This window comes from Microbacterium sp. UNCCL10, assembly GCF_000746195.1.
Lineage (GTDB): Bacteria > Actinomycetota > Actinomycetes > Actinomycetales > Microbacteriaceae > Microbacterium > Microbacterium saccharophilum.
The window spans coordinates 235,352-255,662 of record NZ_JQKT01000007.1 but is presented as its reverse complement, the minus strand read 5'-3'; the positions used below and the strand labels follow the sequence as shown (position 1 = coordinate 255,662).

The 20,311-nt window shown below is 72.3% G+C and carries 24 protein-coding genes; 11 read left to right on the top strand and 13 right to left on the bottom strand.

Annotated elements, in window-relative coordinates; all coding sequences use genetic code 11:
* Positions 1–7: 7 nt before the first annotated feature.
* Positions 8–1,291: an MFS transporter gene (locus BR85_RS01445; RefSeq protein WP_028494915.1), complete on the bottom strand. Its 1,284-nt coding sequence runs from the start codon at positions 1,289–1,291 to the stop codon at positions 8–10.
* Positions 1,292–1,448: 157 nt separating this feature from the next.
* Positions 1,449–1,946, bottom strand: coding sequence for a DUF427 domain-containing protein (locus tag BR85_RS01440; RefSeq protein WP_028494914.1), 498 nt, complete (start codon positions 1,944–1,946; stop codon positions 1,449–1,451).
* A 63-nt stretch (positions 1,947–2,009) separates the two neighbouring features.
* Between BR85_RS01440 and BR85_RS01435 the strand changes: the two genes are divergently transcribed.
* Complete coding sequence (locus BR85_RS01435; protein WP_028494913.1) at positions 2,010–2,618, top strand: LON peptidase substrate-binding domain-containing protein; 609 nt, start codon at positions 2,010–2,012, stop codon at positions 2,616–2,618.
* A gap of 30 nt (positions 2,619–2,648) precedes the next feature.
* Here BR85_RS01435 and BR85_RS01430 read toward each other — a convergent pair whose 3' ends face one another.
* Positions 2,649–3,428: an isocitrate lyase/PEP mutase family protein gene (locus tag BR85_RS01430; protein ID WP_028494912.1), complete on the bottom strand. Its 780-nt coding sequence runs from the start codon at positions 3,426–3,428 to the stop codon at positions 2,649–2,651.
* A 97-nt stretch (positions 3,429–3,525) separates the two neighbouring features.
* On the opposite strand from BR85_RS01430, the gene BR85_RS01425 reads away from it, so the two are divergent.
* From BR85_RS01425 to ligD, 4 genes are all read left to right on the top strand, one after another.
* Positions 3,526–4,323 (top strand): glycosyltransferase family 2 protein, encoded by a 798-nt coding sequence (locus BR85_RS01425; protein WP_028494911.1) that lies wholly within the window; start codon positions 3,526–3,528, stop codon positions 4,321–4,323.
* On the top strand, positions 4,320–5,153 hold the full coding sequence (locus BR85_RS01420) for an endonuclease/exonuclease/phosphatase family protein (protein WP_028494910.1): 834 nt from the start codon (positions 4,320–4,322) through the stop codon (positions 5,151–5,153). The genes BR85_RS01425 and BR85_RS01420 overlap by 4 nt, the downstream gene beginning before the upstream one ends.
* Positions 5,150–5,713 (top strand): DUF2238 domain-containing protein, encoded by a 564-nt coding sequence (locus tag BR85_RS01415; RefSeq protein WP_028494909.1) that lies wholly within the window; start codon positions 5,150–5,152, stop codon positions 5,711–5,713. The genes BR85_RS01420 and BR85_RS01415 overlap by 4 nt, the downstream gene beginning before the upstream one ends.
* 150 nt (positions 5,714–5,863) lie before the next feature.
* Positions 5,864–7,099, top strand: a complete 1,236-nt coding sequence (gene ligD, locus BR85_RS01410; RefSeq protein WP_028494908.1) for a non-homologous end-joining DNA ligase — start codon at positions 5,864–5,866, stop codon at positions 7,097–7,099.
* Positions 7,100–7,101: 2 nt separating this feature from the next.
* Here ligD and BR85_RS01405 read toward each other — a convergent pair whose 3' ends face one another.
* On the bottom strand, positions 7,102–7,596 hold the full coding sequence (locus tag BR85_RS01405; protein ID WP_028494907.1) for a metallophosphoesterase family protein: 495 nt from the start codon (positions 7,594–7,596) through the stop codon (positions 7,102–7,104).
* 101 nt (positions 7,597–7,697) lie between these two features.
* Here BR85_RS01405 and BR85_RS01400 point away from each other — a divergent pair, with 101 nt between their 5' ends.
* Positions 7,698–8,492 carry a hypothetical protein gene (locus tag BR85_RS01400; RefSeq protein ID WP_028494906.1) on the top strand — a complete coding sequence of 265 codons (795 nt, stop codon included), beginning with the start codon at positions 7,698–7,700 and terminating at the stop codon, positions 8,490–8,492.
* 12 nt (positions 8,493–8,504) lie between these two features.
* Here BR85_RS01400 and BR85_RS01395 read toward each other — a convergent pair whose 3' ends face one another.
* Positions 8,505–9,008 (bottom strand): bifunctional nuclease family protein, encoded by a 504-nt coding sequence (locus BR85_RS01395; RefSeq protein WP_028494905.1) that lies wholly within the window; start codon positions 9,006–9,008, stop codon positions 8,505–8,507.
* Between the two features lie 149 nt (positions 9,009–9,157).
* Positions 9,158–10,531, bottom strand: a complete 1,374-nt coding sequence (locus BR85_RS01390; protein ID WP_028494904.1) for an FAD-binding oxidoreductase — start codon at positions 10,529–10,531, stop codon at positions 9,158–9,160.
* 141 nt (positions 10,532–10,672) lie between these two features.
* Here BR85_RS01390 and BR85_RS01385 point away from each other — a divergent pair, with 141 nt between their 5' ends.
* On the top strand, positions 10,673–11,800 hold the full coding sequence (locus BR85_RS01385; RefSeq protein WP_028494903.1) for a helix-turn-helix transcriptional regulator: 1,128 nt from the start codon (positions 10,673–10,675) through the stop codon (positions 11,798–11,800).
* 26 nt (positions 11,801–11,826) lie between these two features.
* Here the strand turns inward: BR85_RS01385 and BR85_RS01380 are convergent, their stop codons facing one another.
* From BR85_RS01380 to BR85_RS01370, 3 genes are read right to left on the bottom strand one after another with little or no spacing between them, the layout of a single operon-like run.
* The gene (locus BR85_RS01380) at positions 11,827–13,524 is read right to left on the bottom strand and encodes a glycoside hydrolase family 13 protein (RefSeq protein ID WP_028494902.1); all 1,698 of its coding nucleotides are present in this window, start codon (positions 13,522–13,524) and stop codon (positions 11,827–11,829) included.
* Positions 13,521–14,474 (bottom strand): hypothetical protein, encoded by a 954-nt coding sequence (locus BR85_RS01375; protein ID WP_028494901.1) that lies wholly within the window; start codon positions 14,472–14,474, stop codon positions 13,521–13,523. The genes BR85_RS01380 and BR85_RS01375 overlap by 4 nt, the downstream gene beginning before the upstream one ends.
* Before the next feature lie 60 nt (positions 14,475–14,534).
* Positions 14,535–15,059 carry a DUF4395 domain-containing protein gene (locus tag BR85_RS01370; RefSeq protein WP_028494900.1) on the bottom strand — a complete coding sequence of 175 codons (525 nt, stop codon included), beginning with the start codon at positions 15,057–15,059 and terminating at the stop codon, positions 14,535–14,537.
* Positions 15,060–15,199: 140 nt separating this feature from the next.
* On the opposite strand from BR85_RS01370, the gene BR85_RS01365 reads away from it, so the two are divergent.
* Together BR85_RS01365 and BR85_RS01360 are read left to right on the top strand one after the other, a co-directional pair.
* Positions 15,200–15,682, top strand: a complete 483-nt coding sequence (locus tag BR85_RS01365; RefSeq protein WP_028494899.1) for a DUF2975 domain-containing protein — start codon at positions 15,200–15,202, stop codon at positions 15,680–15,682.
* The gene (locus BR85_RS01360; RefSeq protein ID WP_028494898.1) at positions 15,682–15,888 is read left to right on the top strand and encodes a helix-turn-helix domain-containing protein; all 207 of its coding nucleotides are present in this window, start codon (positions 15,682–15,684) and stop codon (positions 15,886–15,888) included. The genes BR85_RS01365 and BR85_RS01360 overlap by 1 nt, the downstream gene beginning before the upstream one ends.
* Positions 15,889–15,909: 21 nt before the next feature.
* On the opposite strand, the gene BR85_RS01355 is transcribed toward BR85_RS01360, so the two are convergent.
* Both BR85_RS01355 and BR85_RS01350 read right to left on the bottom strand, forming a co-directional pair.
* Positions 15,910–16,491, bottom strand: coding sequence for an NYN domain-containing protein (locus BR85_RS01355; RefSeq protein WP_036272111.1), 582 nt, complete (start codon positions 16,489–16,491; stop codon positions 15,910–15,912).
* A gap of 51 nt (positions 16,492–16,542) precedes the next feature.
* Positions 16,543–17,817: a M18 family aminopeptidase gene (locus BR85_RS01350; protein ID WP_028494896.1), complete on the bottom strand. Its 1,275-nt coding sequence runs from the start codon at positions 17,815–17,817 to the stop codon at positions 16,543–16,545.
* 97 nt (positions 17,818–17,914) lie between these two features.
* Between BR85_RS01350 and BR85_RS01345 the strand changes: the two genes are divergently transcribed.
* Complete coding sequence (locus tag BR85_RS01345; protein ID WP_028494895.1) at positions 17,915–18,259, top strand: HNH endonuclease; 345 nt, start codon at positions 17,915–17,917, stop codon at positions 18,257–18,259.
* Here the strand turns inward: BR85_RS01345 and BR85_RS01340 are convergent.
* A complete protein-coding gene (locus BR85_RS01340) occupies positions 18,256–19,332 on the bottom strand; it encodes a DNA glycosylase AlkZ-like family protein (RefSeq protein WP_028494894.1) in 1,077 nt (358 codons plus the stop codon). The genes BR85_RS01345 and BR85_RS01340 overlap by 4 nt on opposite strands.
* 126 nt (positions 19,333–19,458) lie before the next feature.
* Here BR85_RS01340 and BR85_RS01335 point away from each other — a divergent pair, with 126 nt between their 5' ends.
* Complete coding sequence (locus tag BR85_RS01335) at positions 19,459–20,034, top strand: CueP family metal-binding protein (RefSeq protein ID WP_028494893.1); 576 nt, start codon at positions 19,459–19,461, stop codon at positions 20,032–20,034.
* A gap of 22 nt (positions 20,035–20,056) precedes the next feature.
* On the opposite strand, the gene BR85_RS01330 is transcribed toward BR85_RS01335, so the two are convergent.
* A complete protein-coding gene (locus tag BR85_RS01330; RefSeq protein ID WP_051526105.1) occupies positions 20,057–20,308 on the bottom strand; it encodes a hypothetical protein in 252 nt (83 codons plus the stop codon).
* Positions 20,309–20,311 lie beyond the last annotated feature (3 nt).

The following is a 20,311-nucleotide window of genomic DNA, read 5'->3' as shown; positions in this document are numbered from 1 at the left end:
GCCGCGATCATCCCACCGGGCGGGGACACTCCACAGCGCGCACGGCGTCGAGGCTCCGCGCCGCCGCCACCACGCGTGTGCGCCGCTCGATCGCGAGGTTCAGCACCCCGAGCACCACGACGATCGCCGACGCCAGCAACGGGATGACCATGGCGCTCCGGGCCCCGAACGCCTCCGCCAGGGCGCCCGTCCCGGCGGCCGCGAGCGACTGCGACAGAGCCATCGCCGACCCCAGCACCGTCATGAGCGTCGCCGACCGGCCGACCGGACTGCGCTGGCCGCCGAGGCTGTAGAGGGTCACGAGCGTCGGCCCGATGCCGAGGCCCATGAGCGCGAGCATCAGCGTCACAGCCGACACCGAGTCGCTCAGCGTGAAACCGAGGGTGGATGCCGCGAGCACGCTCGCGAACAGCATCCATCGCCAGCGCAGCGCGAACCGGGTGGGCAGCAGCGCCACGGCGAGGGCGAGGACGGCAGACCCGATCCCCATGACCCCGTACAGCAGCGAGGCCGTGTCGACGTCGTTCCGCTCGGCCATGAACGCCGTCAGGGAGGTGAGTGTCGCGCCGAAGAACATCCCGACGGCGAAGGTGGCGGCCACGAGCACGAGCACGGGGGCGCGCAGCAGCTCCCGGGCCGGCGCCAGCTCGACGTCCGCGTCCCCGTGCGCCGGCGACACACGCGCGGTGGGGTGCAGCGCGAACGCCGTCACGAAGACGAGGCTCAGGACGGCCGCGGCGGCGATCGGCATCCACGGGGCGATGAACGAGGCGAGCACGCCGACGACCACGGGGCCGATGACGAACGCGGTCTCATCCGCCGCCGACTCGTACGCCATCGAGCGGGAGAACGTGCGGATGCGGCGGTGCGGCGAGAGCCGGTCGCGGATGATCGTGATCATCCGGCTCCGCGACATGGCCGCCGCCTGCGGGGCGGACAGGCCGATCAGGAACGCCGAGGCCAGCAGCATCCCGTCGAACAGGTCCGACGATGCGACGAACGGGAACGCGATGAGCAGCGCCCCGTTGACGAGGCCGAGCGGGACGAGCACCCGGCGCTGGCCGAGCCGGTCGACGGCATCGCCGACGACGGGGCCGGCGATGACGGTGCCGATGCCGACAGCGGCCGAGGTCAGTCCGCCGAGGGCGACGGAGCCGCGGACCGAGACGACGAGGGTGAGCACGCCGACGACCATCATGGCGAACGGGAGGCGCGCGAGGAACGCGATCGGGAAGTACCAGAACCCGGTGTGCGAGATCAGGGAACGATCATCGACGGCGGTCGCGGTCATGGTGGAGCACCTCGGTTCGGCTGGCGGTCGGAGTGTGCCGCCTTGCCTTCCCAGCAGGTAGATGCACCGTACGGGCGCCGCGGAATGCGGACGCCTCGGGTCCAGGGTAGCGCGTGCCGGTGGGAACGCGCTGGGTGGATCGAAGGATGCCGAGCGGCTACCAGCCCATCGAGCCCGGGACGCCCTTGAACGGGCCGACGATCGCGGAGGTGACCCAGCCGCCGTAGAAGCCGCCGGGCTGCGGCGTGACGGTCTCACCGTCCACCGTGCACCGGTCCATCTCACGCGCGTACACGGCGACGCGGTCGGCGAGCACCTCGTAACCGGGCAGCGGATGCGGGTAGCCCCACCCTGCGCGCGGGCGCACGAGGCCGCCCCCGGCGACGTCGAAGTAGCGCGCCGCCCCCTTGAACTCGCAGACCGACGATCCCGTCGTCGGCGCGAGGGACCCGTCGGCGAACGCCCCGATCGGCAGGTAGTAGACCGGCGGATGGCTCGTCTCGAGCACGCGTACGACGTCATCGGTGTCGACGATCACCTGGCACCCGAGCACGATCGACACACGGGAGGCGACCGGCTCGACGCGGGGCGGACGGGGGTAGTCCCAGACCGACTCCTGGCCGGGAGCGACGGGATCGGCGTGCGGGCGCGGCATCCCCTCACTGTACGTCCGCTGAAGGTCGACCCGGGCCGCCGCAGGCGATGTTTGACTGGTGCCATGAGCGCCGTGCCGATGTTCCCCCTCGGGTCCGTGCTGTTCCCGTACACCCCGCTCCCGCTGCGCGTCTTCGAGCCGCGGTACCTCACGATGCTGGGGCGGCTCCTGGACGCCGAGGAGCCGATGTTCGGCGTGGTCCTCATCGAGCGGGGACACGAGGCCGGCGGCGGGGATCAGCGCAGCAGCATCGGGACCCTGGCGCGCCTGCTCGAGGTCTCCACCGGCGACGACGACATGTACGCCCTGGCCGTCGGCACCGAGCGGATCACCGTGGACCGGTGGCTCGACGACGACCCGCACCCGCAGGCCGAGGTGTCGCCGGTCCCGCCGCTGGAGTGGAACGAGGCGCTGACACCGCTGCGGAACGAGGCGGAGGCGCTGGTGCGCCGGATGCTGGCGCGCAGCGCCGTCGTCGGTGAGGCGCAGTGGGATCCGAACGTCGAGCTGTCCGACGATCCCGTCGCCTCGGCGTGGCAGCTCGCCGCGATCGCGCCGCTCGGCGAGTACGACCGGTTCACGCTGCTGCAGTCGACGACGACGGGCGGCCTGCTGCGCCAGATCATCGACCTGACGCTGGAGATCGAGCCGCTCCTCGGGCTGCCGGACTGAACGCCGCTCAGCTGCCGGATTGAACGCCGCTCAGTTGAGCGCGCGGGTGGACGGCGGGATGACGCCGTCGGCGTACAGGCTCTTCGCGACGTCCTGCAACGCCGTGAGGGCGACGCGTTGCGTCGTCGGCCCGTACGAGATGCGGGCGACGCCGAGCGCCTCGTACTCCGCGGCCGTGAGCGCGCCGGGCAGGCCGATGACACTGACCTTCCGCTCCCCGATCCCCTCGACGAGCCGCCGCGTGACGTCGGCGTTCAGCACGCCGGGGACGAACACGATGTCGGCGCCTGCGTCGAGGTAGGCGCGGCCGCGCTCGATGGCATCCGCGATCGACTCGTCGAGCGGACGGTCGCCGCCGCGGACGATGGCGTCGGTGCGGGCGTTGAGCGCGAAGGGCACGCCCTCGGCCACGCCGGCACGCACGATCGCCTCGACGGCGGCCACCGACTCCGCGAGCGGCTTCAGGCGATCCTCGACGTTGGCGCCGACGATGCCCACGCCGATCGCACGGCGGGCGGTCTCGCCCGCGTTGCCGAAGCCGGCATCCAGATCGGCCGAGACGGGCACGTCACCGGCAACGGACACGATGCGGCCGACCATGTCGAGCACCAGCTCGAGCGGGATGTTCTCGCCGTCGGGGTAGCCGAAGGTCGCGGCGATCGAGTGACCGGCGGTGGCGAGCGCCTTCGTCTCGGGCAGATCGAGGATCGCCTTGGCGGATACGACATCCCACACGTTGACGACGCGGAGGATCTCCGGCGCGGCGTGGAGGGCGGACAGGGTCTGGGCGCGTTCTGCCTGAGAAGTCATGTCCTCCTGGCTATCGGTCCCCGTCGCCGGTGTCAACGCCCCCGGGCCTCTTCGTCCGATGGGCTAGCGTGGCCGGACAGCCGCCTGAGGAGTCGACGTGACTGCACGCCCCGAGGGATCGCCGACGATCTCCGTCGTGATCCCCGTGAAGGATGACGCCCGCGAGCTGCGCCGGTGCCTGCGCGCCCTGCAGCTGCAGACCCGGGAGCCCGACGAGATCGTCGTCGTCGACAACGGGTCCGCGGATGCCTCCGCGGAGGTCGCGCGCGAGGCCGGCGTGCGGGTCATCCGATGCGATCGCCCCGGCATCCCCGCAGCGAGCTCCGCCGGGTACGACGCCGCGACCCAGGACGTGATCGTGCGACTGGACGCCGACTGCCTTCCGGCGCAGACCTGGATCGAGACCGTCGAGAGGGCGTTCGCGCGCCGGCCGGACGTGTCGGTGTTCACGGGCGGGGCGCGCTTCATCGACGGGCCGCGGGCGCTGCGCACGTGGCTCGCCGCCTGCTACCTCGGCGCGTACGTCGTGGTCACCGCGCCGGCGCTCGGCCATCTGCCGGTCTTCGGCTCGAACCTCGCGTTCCGCCGGTCGGCGTGGCAGCGCATCCGCGGCCACGTGCATCGGCAGGATGCCGAACTGCACGACGACCTGGACCTCGCGTTCCACCTGGGCGAGCGGCACCGCATCCGCTACCTGCACGGCGCGGCGATGGGCATCTCCATGCGGCCGTTCGCCGCCGGTGCGGGGTTCGGGCAGCGACTCCTGCGCGGCGTCCGCACGGTCCTCGTGCACTGGCCGGCGGATTTCCCCCCGGTGCGATGGGTGCGGCTGCTGCTTCGGCGGGGGCTGCACCGGCTCGGCGTGCCGGTCCCGCGACGCCGGGCTCCCCGATGAGCGTCACGCCGCTCATCGGGCCGGTCGAGGCGCCTGATCTCCATGTCGTGAGCTACAACATCCGGCGCCGGTTCACCGGACCGCTCGTGCGCCCGGCCGACCGGTGGCGACTGCGCCGCCCGCGCCTGACTGCGCTGCTCCAAGCCGAGCGCCCCACTCTCCTGGGCGCGCAGGAGGCCATGCCCGACCAGGCCGCAGCGGTACGGGATGCACTCGGTCCGCGGTACCGGTTCGTCGGGCACGGCCGGGACGCGAACGGGCGGGGCGAGGGGTGCCCGCTGTTCTTCGACGGGGAGCGCCTCGAACTGCTCGACTGGCGGCAGACGGCGCTCTCCACCCAGCCGGACGTCCCCGGCTCCCGGTCGTGGGGCGCGATGCTCCCCCGCGTGCTGGTGACCGCCTCGTTCCGCGACCGCGCGACCGACGTGCGCTTCATCGCGCTCAACACCCACCTGGACGTCTTCTCGCCGCGGGCCCGCGCCGCCGGCGCGCGGCACATCCGCGAACTCGTCGAGGACCAGGAGCTTCCGGCGATCGTCACGGGAGACTTCAACGCGCGCCCGGGGTCGGCGCCGCTCCTCGAGCTGTTCGGCGGCGATGACCTCGTCGATGCGTGGGATGCCGCCGCGGAACGCGAGACACCGGAGTGGGACACGTACGCCGGTTACCGTCGCCCGCACGTGCGCCGAGGCCGGATCGACTGGATCGGGGTGTCGCCGGACGTGCGCGTGCTGCGCGCGGCCATCGACCCCCGGCGGGTCGGCGGCGGCTGGCCGTCGGATCACCTGCCGGTGCATGCCGTCGTGCGGATGGGGGGCCGCGGCGCATGATCGAGAACTTCCTCCGCCGCCCGCGCGGCGTTGCCGAGATCCTCGCCGACGCCGTGCGCGTCGCAGGGGTGCTGAGCATCCTGGTCGCGGCGATCTGGTGGACCGGGACGGATGCCGGCATCCTCTCGCTCGCACTGCCGGCACTGCTCGCCCCGCGGTTCGTCGGCGTGCGGCCGGGGTTCGACATCGCGTACGGGGTCACGGTGCTCGTCGCATCGTGGAGCAACGTGCTCGACCTGTACCGCACCATCACCGGATGGGACCTCGTCGTGCACACCGTCTGCACGGGCCTCATCGCCGCGATCGCGTATCTGGCGCTCGTTCGCTGGGGCATCGCGCCGCCGCCTCGAGAGGCTCGCCGGGCGGCCGTGATCTTCACCGCGGCGCTCGGCCTCGCGGCGAGCGCCGTCTGGGAGATCATCGAGTGGATCGGCAAGACGTTCGTCACGGATGAGATCTTCGTCACCTACACCGACACGATCGGCGACATGGCCGTCGGCGCCCTGGGGTCGATCGCCGCCGGCTTCCTCGTGGCGAGGGTGCGCCTGCTGCGGGACTGACGGCGTTTGCGGCGGGCGCGACGCGGGCGCTTCTGCGGAGGCGACGCGGAGGTTCCTGCACCGCGAGTTCGACCTGGCACCGTTCTGACGGCATCCGGCGAGCACACGGCGACCGTCGCCATCGGCCCGCGGCGTCCGTAGAGTGGCGCCATGTCTCCTGGCAAAGGCGATGCCGTCACGCTCGAGATCGGCGGGCGCGAGGTCCGTGTGAGCAGTCCGGGGAAGATCGTCTTCCCGGATGCGGGGCTCACGAAGCTCGACATCGTCGAGTACTACCTCACCGTCGCCGACGGGGCCCTCCGCGGCGCCGCCGACCGCCCGATGGTGCTCAAGCGCTTCGTGAAGGGCATCGACAAGGAGGCCTTCTTCCAGAAACGCGTCCTCGAGAACCACCCCGACTGGATCCGGACCGCGACGCTGCAGTACGCCTCGGGCACGAGCGCCGAAGAGACCGTCATCCAGGATGCCGCGGGCCTCGCATGGGTCGTCAACCTCGGCTGCCTCGACCTGAACCCGCACCCCGTGCGTGCCGGCGACCTCGACCACCCGGACGAGCTCCGCATCGACCTCGACCCGATGCCCGGCGTCGACTGGTCGCAGATCGTCGACGTCGCCTTCGTCGCCCGCGATGTCCTCGACGACCTGGGCCTCGTCGGCTGGCCGAAGACCTCGGGCTCCCGGGGCATCCACATCCTCATCCGCATCCACCCGCACTGGGACTACAAGGACGTGAGACTCGCGGCGCAGACCTTCGCACGCGAGGTCGAGAACCGCGCGCCGGGACTCGCCACGGCGCACTGGTGGAAGGAGGAGCGCGGGGAAAGCGTCTTCGTCGACTTCAACCAGAACGCGAAAGACCGCACCGTCGCCTCCGCCTACTCCGTGCGGCCCCGCCCCGACGCCCGGGTCTCCACACCGCTCAGCTGGGACGAGCTGCGCGTGCGGCGCCCCGAGGAGTTCACCGTCCGCACGGTGCCCGCCCGCTTCGCGGAGATCGGGGACCCGCACGCGGGCATCGACGATGCCCCCGGGTCGCTCGAGGCGCTCCTCGCCCTCGCGAAGGACCTCGGACCCGCCGAGCGCGCACCGCGCGCCGCCGACGGGTCGGGCCGGCGCCAGTCGACGATGCCGCTCATCGAGATCGCGCGTGCCAGGACGAAGGACGAAGCCCTCGCCGCGCTCGAGACCTGGAAAGCGCGTCATCCGGGCGTCGTCGCCCAGCTCTCCCCCGCCGATATCCTCGTCGACGGGATGCGCGGGTCGAGCTCGCTCTGGTACCGCATCCGCGTCAACCTGCAGCACGTGGCCGAGCCCGATCGCCCCGGCCAGGAGCCCCTCGAGGTCGACTACGACCCCTGGGCAGGCAGGACGGACCCCCGCTCCTGACCTCAGAGGGTCTGCAGCTCGACGTCCCGCAGCACACCGTCGTCCACGACGGCGGTCATCATCGTGTGGTGGGGCTGGCGCCGCCGGTCGGTGGGCGATCCCGGGTTGAGCAGGCGCCTGCCGCGGGGCGTCATCGTGTCCCACGGGATGTGGCTGTGCCCGAAGACCAGCACATCGACGTCGGAGTACGCGGCGTCCATCCGCTCCTCGCGGTTGCGCGCCGGACCGGTCTCGTGGACGACCCCGAAGCGCACGCCCTCGATCTGCCGGCGCGCGACCTCGGGCAGCCGCGCGCGCAGATCCGGGCCGTCGTTGTTGCCGAAGACGCCCAGCACGTCGCCGTGGGCGGCGAGCTCGTCGAGAACGGATGCCGTCACCCAGTCCCCGGCGTGGACGATGAGGTCCGCGTCATCCGCCGCCCGCAGCACGGCGGCCGGCAGCACACGCGCCCGCCCGGGGATATGCGTGTCGGAGATGAGGAGGAGCCGCGTCGTCATCCGACGAGTCTGCAGGGCGGGGGCATCCCTGTCGAACGGGTGCGCGGGGGCCGCCCGGCGCCTGGTAAAGGACGCCCGGTCGCCTTTGATAGCGTCGAACAGTGACCAAGACCGCCGGTTTCGCGCTGACCGCCCTCGCCGCGCTCCTCCTCGCCGGGTGCTCCGCGACCCCCGCCCCCTCGGAGTCGGACACACCCGCTGCGGCGCCGACCGCGAGCGCCTCCCCGACGGCATCCGCCACGCCGACGCCGGAGCCGGCCGCCTGGTCGGCACCGGAGGAGTGCACGGCGATCGACGTGAGCCCCGGCGCCACCGTGACCGGCGACGAGCTGGGTGCGTGCATCCAGACGGCGCTCTCCTCATTCGGCACGGGCAAGGAGACGATCAGCGGCGCGGAGCTCGGCGGCGAGATCCGCTTCCAGTACACGCCCGAATTCGAGTTCCAGGGCTCACTGGAGACCGGTGACGGGCCCATCGAGATCACGTTCCTCGACGGCATCATGTGGATCGACAGCGGCGACGGCCCGGTCAAGGGCGATCCCGAGTCCACCGACCCCGACGAGCAGATGGCCGGGATCACCGGCGAGCTGTACCGCGTCTTCTCCGACCCCTCCTTCGCGGGCGACCTCATCGCGGCGAGCCTCAGCTGGACGGTCGCCTCCGCGCCGGACTCGATCACGCTGGCGAACGGCGACACCGTGTCGGCGACCCGCATCACGAGTGACGCCCCGTTCAGCTGGTACGACCTGCCCGTGCAGAACTACGTCGTCTGGTTCGCCGACGACTGGACCCCGGTCGGTTCGGAGGGCACCGCATCGTTCTTCGGCGCCTCGAGCACCATCACCCAGCACTACTACGACCTCGGCGAGCCCGTCGAGATCACGCCCGCCGGCTGAGCGGGAGGTCGGTCACTCCCGGAAGTCCTCCGGGTCGACGTGCTCGAGGAACTCCTTGAACTCCTCGAGGTTCTCCTCAGGGTCACCCCCGGCCTCATCCTCCGTCACGACGTCGATCACGCCGGCCTCGGCGAGCACATCGTCGGCGACCCAGATCGGCGCCGCCGTGCGCGAGGCGAGCGCGATGGCATCCGACGGTCGCGCGTCCACGAGATGGATGCCGGCGGCCGAGGTGATCGTCACCTCCGCGTAGAAGGTGCCCTCCTCGATCCGCGTCACCTCGACGCGGTCCACGCTGGCGCCCAGCTCGTCCAGGAGGGACCGCATGAGGTCGTGCGCGAGCGGGCGTGGCGGGATGGCCCCCTCGACGGCGATGAGGATGGAGGTCGCCTCCTGCGTGCCGATCCAGATCGGCAGGATGCGCCCCTCTCCCGGAAGGGAATCCAGCGGCTTCAGCAGGATGACGTGCTGCCCGGCCGCATCCAGAGCCACCCCGGCCACTCTCACCTGGACCATGGCCCCTCCCCTCGATGGATGCCGTCGGCGCTGCTTCCATCGTAGGCACGTGCCCCGGGATGCGGACCTGGATGCGTACCCGGGGCGGGAGGACCCCCCTCCTCCCGCCCCGTTCCGCTGTCGCCGGGCCCCACCCGGCGAAGCCTCGCTCAGACCGGATGCGCTGCGGCGAACACACCCGCCGGGTCGTACCGGTGCTTGAACTCACGGAGTCGCTCCCCCGCGGCGCCGAATCCGGCCGCCCGCGGCACGCCTCCCCCGTCGATGAACGTCAGCGCGAGCGCGTCGCCGTGCCATGGCCCGAGCGCGGCGACCATCGCCTGCACGGCCGCGGTGGCGGGGCCGACCGCCTCCGGCACGGGCGCGACGGCGATCCCGTCCACGAGGTACTCGCCCTCGATCGCCGAGACGGCACCGCCGTCCGGGCGCGGCCGCGCGAACGCGCCGCCCAGGTGTCGCAGCTCGGCGACGAAGAGGGCCGGGGAGCCGGCCGCGGCGAGGAAGTGATCGACGGCGTCGCGGGGAAGCGCGTCCAGCACGGCGTGCGCCGTGATCGACGGCGTCGGGTCGGGCGGGTCCATGTGCACGCCCACGAGATCCGCGGCCGGGATCCGTCCGAACGTATCCATCTCGGGCTGCAGGGCGCGCAGCGGCGCGAGGAGCTCGGCCGCCACGGCATCCGTCTCCAGGATCGCCCCGTCGATCACGACGAGGGATCGTCCGGACAGGAACGGCGGGAAATCGGGGAGGGGCGGGATGTGCAGCACCCGCAGCGTCGTGGTGGCGCTCTCCGGCGCCGCAGCGGTCCAGGACGCCCACGCGTGCGCCACCGCGGGCGCGTGCGCGGCATCCCACAGCATCATCCCGGCGTGCACGTCGGCGTACGGCAGCAGGTCGATCTCGAGCGAGACGACCACGCCGAACGCGCCGCTGCCGCCGCGCACGGCCCAGAAGAGCTCAGGGTGCTCGTCGGCGCTCGCGCGCAGCAGATCGCCGCCTGCCGTGACCAGCTGCACCTCGCGCACGCTGTGCACGGCCAGGCCGTGCGCACGCCCGTAGAAGGAGATCCCGCCGCTGAGCGCATAGCCGACGACGGACACATCGCCGGCACTGCCGTGCAGGGCGGTGAGCCCGTGCGGCGCGGCCGCGGCGATCACGTCGTTCCACTGCGACCCGCCGAGCACCCGCGCCGTCCGGGCGAGGGGGTCGACGGTCACGCCACGGAGGCCGGCGAGGCTGAGGAGGACGACGTCCGACAGGTCGGTGTCGGCGAGGGCCGCGGCGGCGTGACCCGTCGACTGCGGCGCCACCCGGAGACCGGCCGCCACCGCTGCCCGGACGGCGTCGACGACGTCTTCGGCCGTCTCCGGACGCACCACCGCGATCGGCCGCTGGTCGACCACGACGTTCCACGGGAGCCGCGCGGCGTCGAAGCCCGCGTCGCCGGGGAAGAGCACGCGGTCGCCCAGCGCATCGCGGAGTCGCCGGGCGCGGGAGTCGATGGTGAGGTCGGGAGTGGTCATGCGGGTCCGAATCGTCGAGGGATGGTGCGGCAGCAGTCTGCCCGCAGGTTCGGCGAGGCCACCATCCCAGATCACGGGGGTCCTGCGCCCTCCCAGATTCCTGGGATGGTGTGCGGGCGCGCGGAGGAGCACACTCTTCCCATGACCTCGGGGGTGGCGGTCGGTCGTGCGCGCAGCGACCTGGACGTCATCTCGCGCGCCGGGCTGCCGCTCGTGCGCTTCATGGATGAGGCCGCGGCGGCGATGGCCGCGGTCGTGCCGTTCGTCGCCGGGTGCTTCTCGACGGTCGACCCCGCCACCGCCATGATCTCCAGCACGCTCAAGCTGGGCGACATCCGGGGACGGAACGAATCCGATGTGCACTGGGCGCAGATCGAATACGGCGGCGACGATCCGACCGCGTTCAGCGCCATGCTCGCGGCCGGCCGCGTGGCCGTCGGAGTGGCGCACGAGACGTCGGGCGACGTCGAGCGGTCGGTGCGCATGTCGGACCTGCTGATCCCCCGCTTCGGCTACCACGACGAGGCGCGGGTACTGCTCAGCGACCGCAGCGGCGCCTGGGGCAGCCTCAGCGTGTTCCGCGGCGGCGACGATCCGACATTCGCGGCCGACGAGCTCGCCTTCCTCGAGACGGTCGCGCCGGCGCTCACCCGCGGCATCCGTGCGGGGCTGCTCACCCAGCTGGGTTCGGCAACGATGGTGGCGGACACCGGTCCGGCGGTCATCGTCGTCGATGCGCACGACCGCATCGTCCAATCGAGTCCGGGAGCGCAGACGCATCTGCGGCGCATGACGGAGGTGCCGCACGCCGCCGACCCGCTCCTCATCGTCCAGGCCCTCGTCGCCGGCGCCCGGCGGTTCGCGCGGGGCGAGGCCGACCGGATGCCGCGCGTGCGGGCGCGCACGACCGACGGCGTCTGGCTCGTGCTGCACGCCGCGCCGCTCGGCGGGGCGGGCGACCGCGCCGGCGACGTCGTCGTGACGATCGAGGAGGCCCGCCCGCAGGAGGTCATCGACCTCGTCGCCGCCGCGTTCGGGCTGACGGCGCGGGAGCGCGATGTCGTCGAGGTGCTGCTGACCGGCGCGGACACCCGCGAGATCGCTTCCGCGCTGCACGTGTCGCCGTACACCGTGCAGGACCATCTCAAATCCATCTTCGACAAGGCCGGTGTCGCGAGCCGCCGAGAGCTCGTCGCGCGGGTCTACTTCGACCAGTACGTGACGCGGATCGGCGCACCCCTGGGGACGAACGGGGCACCGCTCGTCTGACGGAGCGGACCTGACGGAGCCGATGCTCAGCGCGGCGCGCGCCACACCGTCGTCTCGGCCAGCACGAGCCCCGGCACGACACCGTCCGGCGGCCGGCCGACCGCGCTGGAGAGGAGCACGTCGCCGCCGCCGTCGACGGGGAACGGATCGGCGCCGAAGTTGGCGATGACCTCCCAGCCGTTCGGCCGCGTGAAGTGCAGCACGTCGTCGCGCTCCGTCTCGATCCAGGTGAGGCGTTCCGCCGCCTGCAGCCGGTGGCGCAGCGCGAGCGCGCGCCGGTAGAGCGCGAGAGTGGACTCCCCATCACGCTCCTGCACGTCGACGGCCGCGTCGCCGAACCAGTCCGGCTGCGGCAGGTGCGACCCGCCGGCGCCGAACCCGAACGACGACCCCGCGCGCGTCCACGGCAGCGGCACGCGGCATCCGTCCCGCCCGTAGTCGGCACCGTCGCCGCGGAAGAAGGTCGGGTCCTGGCGCTCGGCGTCGGGGATCTCCGCGACCTCATGCAGGCCCAGCTCCTCCCCCTGGTAGAGGTAGCTCGATCCGGGCAGCGCGAGCATCAGCAAGGTCGCGGCGCGGGCCCTGCGGAGGCCCTGCGCGCGGTCGAGACGAGGCTCGATGCCGCCGCTGCGCACCCAGTCGGTGCCCTGCTTGACGGCCCCGGGGCCGCGCGCCTCCGCTCCCAGAGGCGGCAGGCCGTACCGGGTGGCGTGACGCACGACGTCGTGGTTGGAGAGCACCCACGTGCTCGACGAACCGGACTCGGCCGCGAGGCGCAGGTTGTCGGTGATGACGCGGCGGAACTCCGACGCGTCATAGTCCGCCTGCAGCAGGTCGAAGTTGAACGCCTGCCCGAGGCCCTCCGGGCTCGCGTACCGCGGCACCCGCGACGAGTCCACCCACGCTTCCGCGACCGCCGTGCGCGGCGGGTCGTAGGAGTTGAACACGGCGCGCCATTCCGCGTAGATCTCGTGCACGTCGTCCCGGTCGATGAGGGGATGGTTGCCGTCGAACGGCAGCGCGGCCAGTTCGAGCTTCGAGGGCAGCGGTTCGGCCAGATCCTTCGTCAGCATGTGCGCGACGTCGATGCGGAACCCGTCGACGCCGCGGTCGGACCAGAACCGCAGCGTGCGGACGAAGTCGTCCCGCACCTCGCGGCTCCGCCAGTTCAGGTCGGGCTGCTCGACGGCGAAGGTGTGCAGGTACCACTGCCCGTCGCCCGCCGGCTCCCAGGCCGATCCGCCGAACGCCGAGTCCCAGTCGGTCGGCGGTGCCGCGAGATCGGGCCCGGTCCCGTCGCGGAAGATGTACCGGTCGCGTGCGGCGGAGCCGCGCGGCGCCGCGAGGGCCTCCTGGAACCAGGCGTGCCGGTTCGAGGTGTGGTTGGGGACGATGTCGACGACGACCCGGATGTCACGGGCGTGCAGTGCCGTGACGAGCTCGTCGAAGTCGGCGAGCGTCCCGAGCCGGGGATCGACGTCACGGTAGTCGGCGACGTCGTACCCGCCGTCGGCGAGCTCGGACGGGTAGAACGGGCTCAGCCAGACGGCGTCGATCCCGAGCTCGGCGAGGTAGTCGGCCCGCGACGTCACCCCTCGGAGGTCGCCGATGCCGTCTGCGTCGCTGTCCGCGAAGCTGCGGGGGTAGATCTGGTACACGGCGGCCTGGCGCCACCAGTCCGCGTCGGCCGCACGCGCGGCCCCCGCATCCGCCGGTACGGTCATACGGCACCATCCCAGCGGTTCAGCGCGCGTTGCGCGAGGAACGTGACCCATTTCGAGGGCTCGCCGGGATCGACGTCCAGCGGGAACCAGACCCGCCCCGGGTACACATGCCCCTGGAGCCAGCGTCCGTCGTCCTGGCGGGCCGAGCGGACGCGCTCGACCGTCTCGCCGATGCGCGGGTCGGGGCGGATGCCGTCGTGCTCCGCCGCCTCCGTGAAGTAGTCGATCGCTTTCAGCGCCGTGAACGGCCAGCGATACGGGTAGACGATCCGGTCCGTCCACGGCCCCACCTGCTCGCCGGTGGAGAGCCGGTAGCGCAGCCGGCGCTCGAGCAGGTACTCCTCGCCGCCGTGGCGTGCGGCGCGCAGCTCCGGCGTTCCCCCGGTGAGCTTCTCGTACGCGAGGATGCCGCGCAGGGCGTTGATCGTGGAGTGGAACGAGGACCGCGTCGACCCCTCCACCCACTCGCAGTCCCAGCCGCCGTCGGGGAGCCGATGCTCCGGCAGCCACGCGGCGATGGCCGACACGTCGGCGCCGAGCCACGCGCCGTTGGCGAGGGTCATCGCGTTGATGCACACGTCGACCTCGCCACCCCAGTACGGGAGGTCGTCATACTCCCACCGGGAACTCTCGGCGAGCTTCTCCGCCGTCCCGGCCAGGACCGCCGGGTCGAGGCCCCATTCGCGCAGGGTCGTGAGGGTCCAGGTCGTGGCGGTCCACGGCTGGCCCTCCTCGTCACGGGAGGCGTCGGCGGGGAAGTACGCACCGCCGGCCCACTGCCCGTCCGGATCCTGACGGGCCAGGAGCGCAGCACCGTCACCCTCGGTCGCGATGCGCTCCCGCGTGCGCTGCCAGACCTCGTCGGGCTCGCCGGCGAGGTCGCGCTGCACCTGCCAGCGCAGCGTGGGGTCGGAGTCGAGCAGCCAGTCCTGGACGGCGGTGTCGGTCATGTCGGCAGGATAGGCCGCCGGTCCGACACGCGTCAGGGGCTGAGGGCTCGCGGTGCGGCGTCAGGCGCCGACGAGAGCGCCGCCGCGCGTGCGGATGAGCCCGGCGCGGAGGAGCACCAGGTAGATCTGGCAGCCCAGGCAGAACGCGAACACGGCGTTGAGGAACGCCGCGATGAACGCGGCGGCGCCCGCGACCGGCAGCGCCCACGGCACCCCGACGACGTGCAGGACGATCCCGATCGTGACGACGACGAATCCGACGATCTGGGCGAAACGCGGCGGGCGCGGGTCTTCCAGCTCGCTCGGCGGCGCCAGGCGCGGGCGGACTGCGGTGCGGAAGAGCACGCCCCAGGGTGCGGTGTGCGGCGACGCGAAGCCCCAGACGAAGAGCAGGTCGACGGCGAGGAGGACGAGGAACCCCGGATCGGCGATCCGCTCGGCGAGTGTCGTGCCCGTGCGGACGGCGGGGCCGAGGAGCGCCAGGAAGGTGCCGAGGAGGATGAGCACCGCCGTGATCGCGGCGGCGAAGCGCGGACCGCGCGGATCGATGCCCGCGGGGCGGGGTGCGCTGCTCTGCTGTGCCAACGTCGTCTGCCTTCCCTGTCGATGAGGTCTTCCGCGAGCGTAGACGCGGCGGCCATCGGCCGGCACGCGTCCGTCACACGACGTAGCACCCATCCGCAATGCCTATTGATATTCGATCAGTATCTATCGATAATCGAGAGATGACTCGTCTCGTGATCGCCGCGCTCCGCGCGCTCATCGTCGTCATCGTGCTCGCGGGACTGTTCGCGCAGGTCCGCATCGTCCCGTTCATCGCGCGAGGGCTCGCCTCGGATGCGGAGCGCCCGGAGATCGTCGTGCCGTACGCGTTGTGCGGCATCCTGGCGATCGCGTGCGGCCAGCTGGTCCTCGTGGCGATCTGGGCGCTGCTGTCGAAGGTGCGCCGCGACGCGATCTTCAGCGAGAGCGCCTACCGCTGGGTGGATGTCATCCTCGCGGCGGGCATCACCGCGACCGCGACCCTCCTCGCCCTCGCCCTCCATGTCGCGCTCGTCGTGGAGCCCCCGCTGGACGCCCCCGGCCTGACGGCCTTCGCGCTCGGCGGCGTGATCTGCGCGGCGGCGTTCGTCCTGCTGATGATCGTCATGCGGGGTCTGCTCCGCAGCGCGACGGGTCTCCGCAGCGAACTGGCGGAGGTGGTCTGATGGCGATCACGGTGGAGATCGACGTGCTGCTGGCGCAGCGGAAGATGTCGGTCGCGGAGTTCGCCGACGCCATCGGCATCAGTCCGGCCAACGTCGCCGTGCTCAAGAACGGACGCGCGAAGGCCGTGCGGTTCACGACGCTCGACGCGATCTGCCGTGTGCTGGACTGCCAGCCGGGCGACATCCTGCGCTACCGCGCAGAGTGATGCCCGGCGCGGAGATGAGACTCAGCGCAGGAACTGGGCGGGGTCGAACTCCGCGATCGGGATGACGCGGACGCGCGGCAGCTGCGCGTCGAACGCCTGCACGTCGAACTCCAGGTCGAAGAACTGCAGTCCGGGCAGGGCGGCGAACTCCGAGCTGCGGAACTCCTCGAACGCCAGCAGGCCGACACGGCGCGATCCGTCGATCAGGGCGGAGACGTCCTCCACGAAGTCGCGGTCGTGGCTGACGAGGACGACGTCGTCCTCCCGCTCGCGCAACGCGCGGAGCGTCCGCTGGATGGCGATGTCGACGACCTTCTCGTCGGCGTTGCCGGACAGCGGCACCGGCTGGTAGTTCATCGCCAGGAGCGCCTGCACGAACGACATCGGCAGGCTCGTCGAGGCGTTGAGGAAGAACAGGCCGCGGGCCTGCTGGTTCCAGCGGCCGGCGACGAACGACAGGATGCGGTCCCACCGCGGGCGCTCCTCCGGCTGCGGGCGTCTGCCCAGGATGGAATTGCCCAGCGTCGCGTCGATGTTCTCGCCGTCGATCAGCACCCAGGTCGTGCGATCCGTCTCGTGCACGGTGTCCTCTCCCGAGCGCATCCGCGCGCTCGTCTCATCCTAGGGCGGGGAGGGACGAGCTCCGAAGGAGCCTCAGCCCCGGAAGAACACCTCGGCGACGCGCGTGAGGTCCCAGAGGTCGCTGACGCCGGCGAGCTCCCGCGCCGAGTGCATCGACAGGATCGGGATGCCGACGTCCACGGTGCGCATGCCGAGCCGCGTCGCGGTGATGGGGCCGATCGTCGAACCGCACGGGACGGCGTTGTTCGACACGAACTCCTGGCCGGCGACCCCCGCGCCGGCGCACCAGCCGGCCCAGGCCGCCGCGCCCACGGCATCCGTCGCATAGCGCTGGTTCGCGTTGATCTTGAGGATCGGGCCGCTGCCGAGCCGGGGCTGCACGACCGGGTCGTGACGCTCCGCGTAGTTCGGGTGCACGGCGTGACCGACGTCGCTCGAGACGCACCAGCTGCCCGCAAGGGAGCGCAGCTGCTGCTCCCGATCCGCGCCGAGCGAGAGCCACACCCGCTCGAGCACGTCGGAGAGGAACGGCCCGGCCGCGCCGGAGCGCGTGCCCGACCCGACCTCCTCGTGGTCGAACACGGCGAGCATCGCGATGTGGTCGCCGTCGGTCCCGGTCTTCGCGAGCGCGACGACCCCGGCGTGGACGGATGCCAGGTCGTCGAGGCGTCCGGCGGCGAAGAAGACGTCCTCGTGCCCGAACGTGCGGCCCGGGGCCGCGTCGGCGGTGACGAGGTCGTACCCGCGGATGCGCGCGGCATCCACCCCCGCCGCCCGCGCGACCTCGCCCAGAAGGTCCGCGGAGTCGGCTTCGCCGAGCCCCCACACCGGCTGGGTCTGGGACTGCTTGTCCAGCGCGAGGCGGTCGTTGACCTCGCGGTCGAGGTGGATGGCGAGCTGCGGGAGCCGCAGGAGGGGCCCCGTCGCCGCGAGCACCGACGTGCCGTCATCGAGGACGAGACGGCCCGCGAGGCGCAGCTCCCGGTCGAGCCACGAGTTCAGCAGCGGGCCGCCGTAGATCTCGACGCCCGCCTGCAGCCAGCCGAGCTTGCCCGTCGTGGGCCTGGGCTTGAGCTTGAAGCCGGGGGAATCGCTGTGCGCACCGAAGACGCGCACCGCCGTCGCCGCCGTCGCGCCGTCCGGGACGACCCAGGCGATGACGGCGCCGTCACGGACCACGACGAACCGGCCGCCGGACGGCGAACCCCACGGCTCGTTCTCCTCCAGCCGGGTGAACCCGGCGTCGACGAGCCGCTGCGCCACGTGGGCTGCGGCATGGTGGCTGGACGGGGACGCGGCGATGAATGCCGCGAGATCGTCGGCGTGGGCGAGCGCGTCGGCGGGCACGGGAGACCTCCTGGTGGGCGGGCGGTGCTTCGATCGTATGCCGCGACGGGCGGGCCGCCCTCCGCGGTCGCGGCTCCCCCACGGGTACCGTCGAGTCATGCCCGCTCCGCAGACCCGACGCGCCCGTGCCGCGCGTCGGCGCGCGAAGCGCGTTGCGGCGAGCGGCAGCGACCTCACCGCCGCGCAGTGGTCCGCGATCCTCGACGCGTGGGCGCGGTGCGCGTACTGCGGCGCCGACGGCGTGGCGCTGCAGCGCGACTGCGTGCTGCCCATCTCGCGTGGCGGACGGTACACGGTGGACAACGTCGTGCCCGCCTGCCGCTCCTGCAACGCCAGCAAGCGCAACGACGAGGTGACGTCGTGGATGCGGCGGCGGCGCCTCGACGAGCCCGCGTTCCTGCTGCGCTGGTACGAGGTCGTCGCGGCGCTGCGGTCGGCCTAGAGACCGGTCACCGGCACGCCGAGCCACTCCCCGAGCTCGCGGATCTCCGCGTGCACCATCTCGGTCTCCTCCTCGTCGAAGGGCACGAGTTCGTGGAGCCCGTTGACGACGAGCGTCTCGCGCTTCTTGTCGAACTCGGCGTCGAGAAGACCGATGAACCGGTCGCCGACGAGGACCGGGTGCGCGAAATAGCCGTAGCGGCGTTGCGCCTTGGGTTTGAACTGCTCGAGGACGTACGTGAAATCGAAGAGCTCCTGCAGGCGGGGGCGGTCGTACAGCATCCCGTCGTACGGGTTGAGGATGGCGACCCGCCCGCCCGGGTCGGTGTCCATGGCGGCGAGGGCCTCCGGGTCGACGCGCCACTTCCAGGCGCTCCCCTCCACTTCGGCGGCCTCCCCGGCCTCGCCCACGGGCGTCCAGGGCGAGCGTCGCCGGGCGATGCCCACGGCCTGGAGGCGGCGCTCCTCGAGCCGGCGGCCCGCGTCCTCATAGGAGATGTCGGGGAGGTCGGACGGATAGACCCGCTCGGCGATGTCCCACCGGCGCGACCTCCCGACCCGCCCGACGATCGCGACCTCGCCGATCAGCATGAGGATCTCCAGCATCCGCGGCACGGCGTTCGTGCCGTACCAGCCGCCCTCCGACTTGGCGGCGACGGCGCTCGTGTCCGGGATGTCGGCGGCGAGCAGCGGCCCCTCGGCCCGCAGGCGCGCGAGCACATCGCGGCGGAACGCGTCGTTGGCCTGCATCCACTGCACGGTGGCGTCCCGCAGCTTCCGCTGCCGCATCCGGGGAACGAGGACCGGCAGCAGCGAGGACGGATGGAATCCGCCGTCGAACTCGAACAGGAGGCGGTCGGTCTCGACGGCCTTCGTCAGCTGGGGCTGTTCGAACGACCAGCCGATGCGCGACCACAGGATGCTCTGCTCGGCCGGCGCGATCGTGGCGGTCGGGTCGATCTTGATGGTGCCGATCTGCTCGGCGACCTCCACGACGTCGCCCGGCCGATCGGCATCCAGCAGCTGCGCCCGCACCGCGATGCGGCGCGCCTCGTCCCGCGTCAGCCGGTGCATGGCACGAGCGTAGCGGGGCCGCCCGACATGGGCATGCGCCGTCTCCGCGCACGGGTTGCCCGGGGCCCGGCCAATTTCACGGCCCGCGAGCCCACGGGGACGGCCGGAGGAGGGTTGTCTGGGAGCATGGCCCCCTCCGCTCGTGCCCGTGTCTCCGTCGTCCTCGCGCTCGTCACGGCTCTCACCGGATTGACGGCTTGCGCCGCTTCCGCCCCCGCCGCCTCGGCTCCTGCCCGTATCACGGCGTCCGACATCGCTGCGATGGCACCCGTGGAGGTGGTCGACACGCTCGAGGCTCTCCCGGTGGACGAGCGGCCGAGCGATGTCACCGTGTCCGTGCGTCCCGACCGCCTCGTAATCACGGCGGACGGTGCGGAGACCGAACGTCCGCTGCCGGAGGACCTCTTCTACCTCTCCCTGGCGCCGTACGTCGACCAGACGCACGACTGCTTCTTCCACAGCCTCACGACCTGTCTGGGCGAGCTCGGCGGCGCGGCCCTCGACGTGACCGTCACCGACTCGTCCGGCGTCACGCTCGTCGACGAGACGGTGACCGCCGCCGACAACGGCTTCGTGGGACTCTGGCTGCCCCGGGGCATCGACGCGACGCTCGAGGTCGCGTACGACGGCGCACGCGCGACGACGCCGATCAGCACGGGCGCAGAAGACCCCACCTGTCTCACGGGCCTGCACCTGAGCTGATCGGCGTCGCGATCGGATGCCGTCAGTGGGCGTCCGGCGGCTCCCCGGCCGCTCCGCTCTCGACGGTTTCCGCGGCTTCGTCATCGTCGGCGCCGGCGACCCCGGGACCGGGGCCTGGGCGGACGACGGCATCCTCGGCGATGTCGATGCGGGTGTTGCCGTCGTGCTCGCTCACCTCGATGCGCGGCGCGGCATCGCGCTCGGTGGAACCTTCGGCGCGCAGCAGCTGGTCGCGCCGCTTCTCCTCGTCGGTCATGCCGTCCGTGTCACTCATCTC

Bases quoted from the DNA above. Each gene is read 5' to 3' on its own strand.
- BR85_RS01445 (WP_028494915.1), bottom strand. From the start codon at position 1,291: ATGACCGCGACCGCCGTCGATGATCGTTCCCTGATCTCGCACACCGGG.
- BR85_RS01440 (WP_028494914.1), bottom strand. From the start codon at position 1,946: ATGCCGCGCCCGCACGCCGATCCCGTCGCTCCCGGCCAGGAGTCGGTC.
- BR85_RS01435 (WP_028494913.1), top strand. From the start codon at position 2,010: ATGAGCGCCGTGCCGATGTTCCCCCTCGGGTCCGTGCTGTTCCCGTAC.
- BR85_RS01430 (WP_028494912.1), bottom strand. From the start codon at position 3,428: ATGACTTCTCAGGCAGAACGCGCCCAGACCCTGTCCGCCCTCCACGCC.
- BR85_RS01420 (WP_028494910.1), top strand. From the start codon at position 4,320: ATGAGCGTCACGCCGCTCATCGGGCCGGTCGAGGCGCCTGATCTCCAT.
- BR85_RS01415 (WP_028494909.1), top strand. From the start codon at position 5,150: ATGATCGAGAACTTCCTCCGCCGCCCGCGCGGCGTTGCCGAGATCCTC.
- ligD (WP_028494908.1), top strand. From the start codon at position 5,864: ATGTCTCCTGGCAAAGGCGATGCCGTCACGCTCGAGATCGGCGGGCGC.
- BR85_RS01405 (WP_028494907.1), bottom strand. From the start codon at position 7,596: ATGACGACGCGGCTCCTCCTCATCTCCGACACGCATATCCCCGGGCGG.
- BR85_RS01395 (WP_028494905.1), bottom strand. From the start codon at position 9,008: ATGGTCCAGGTGAGAGTGGCCGGGGTGGCTCTGGATGCGGCCGGGCAG.
- BR85_RS01390 (WP_028494904.1), bottom strand. From the start codon at position 10,531: ATGACCACTCCCGACCTCACCATCGACTCCCGCGCCCGGCGACTCCGC.
- BR85_RS01385 (WP_028494903.1), top strand. From the start codon at position 10,673: ATGACCTCGGGGGTGGCGGTCGGTCGTGCGCGCAGCGACCTGGACGTC.
- BR85_RS01380 (WP_028494902.1), bottom strand. From the start codon at position 13,524: ATGACCGTACCGGCGGATGCGGGGGCCGCGCGTGCGGCCGACGCGGAC.
- BR85_RS01375 (WP_028494901.1), bottom strand. From the start codon at position 14,474: ATGACCGACACCGCCGTCCAGGACTGGCTGCTCGACTCCGACCCCACG.
- BR85_RS01365 (WP_028494899.1), top strand. From the start codon at position 15,200: ATGACTCGTCTCGTGATCGCCGCGCTCCGCGCGCTCATCGTCGTCATC.
- BR85_RS01360 (WP_028494898.1), top strand. From the start codon at position 15,682: ATGGCGATCACGGTGGAGATCGACGTGCTGCTGGCGCAGCGGAAGATG.
- BR85_RS01355 (WP_036272111.1), bottom strand. From the start codon at position 16,491: ATGCGCTCGGGAGAGGACACCGTGCACGAGACGGATCGCACGACCTGG.
- BR85_RS01345 (WP_028494895.1), top strand. From the start codon at position 17,915: ATGCCCGCTCCGCAGACCCGACGCGCCCGTGCCGCGCGTCGGCGCGCG.
- BR85_RS01340 (WP_028494894.1), bottom strand. From the start codon at position 19,332: ATGCACCGGCTGACGCGGGACGAGGCGCGCCGCATCGCGGTGCGGGCG.
- BR85_RS01335 (WP_028494893.1), top strand. From the start codon at position 19,459: ATGGCCCCCTCCGCTCGTGCCCGTGTCTCCGTCGTCCTCGCGCTCGTC.
- BR85_RS01330 (WP_051526105.1), bottom strand. From the start codon at position 20,308: ATGAGTGACACGGACGGCATGACCGACGAGGAGAAGCGGCGCGACCAG.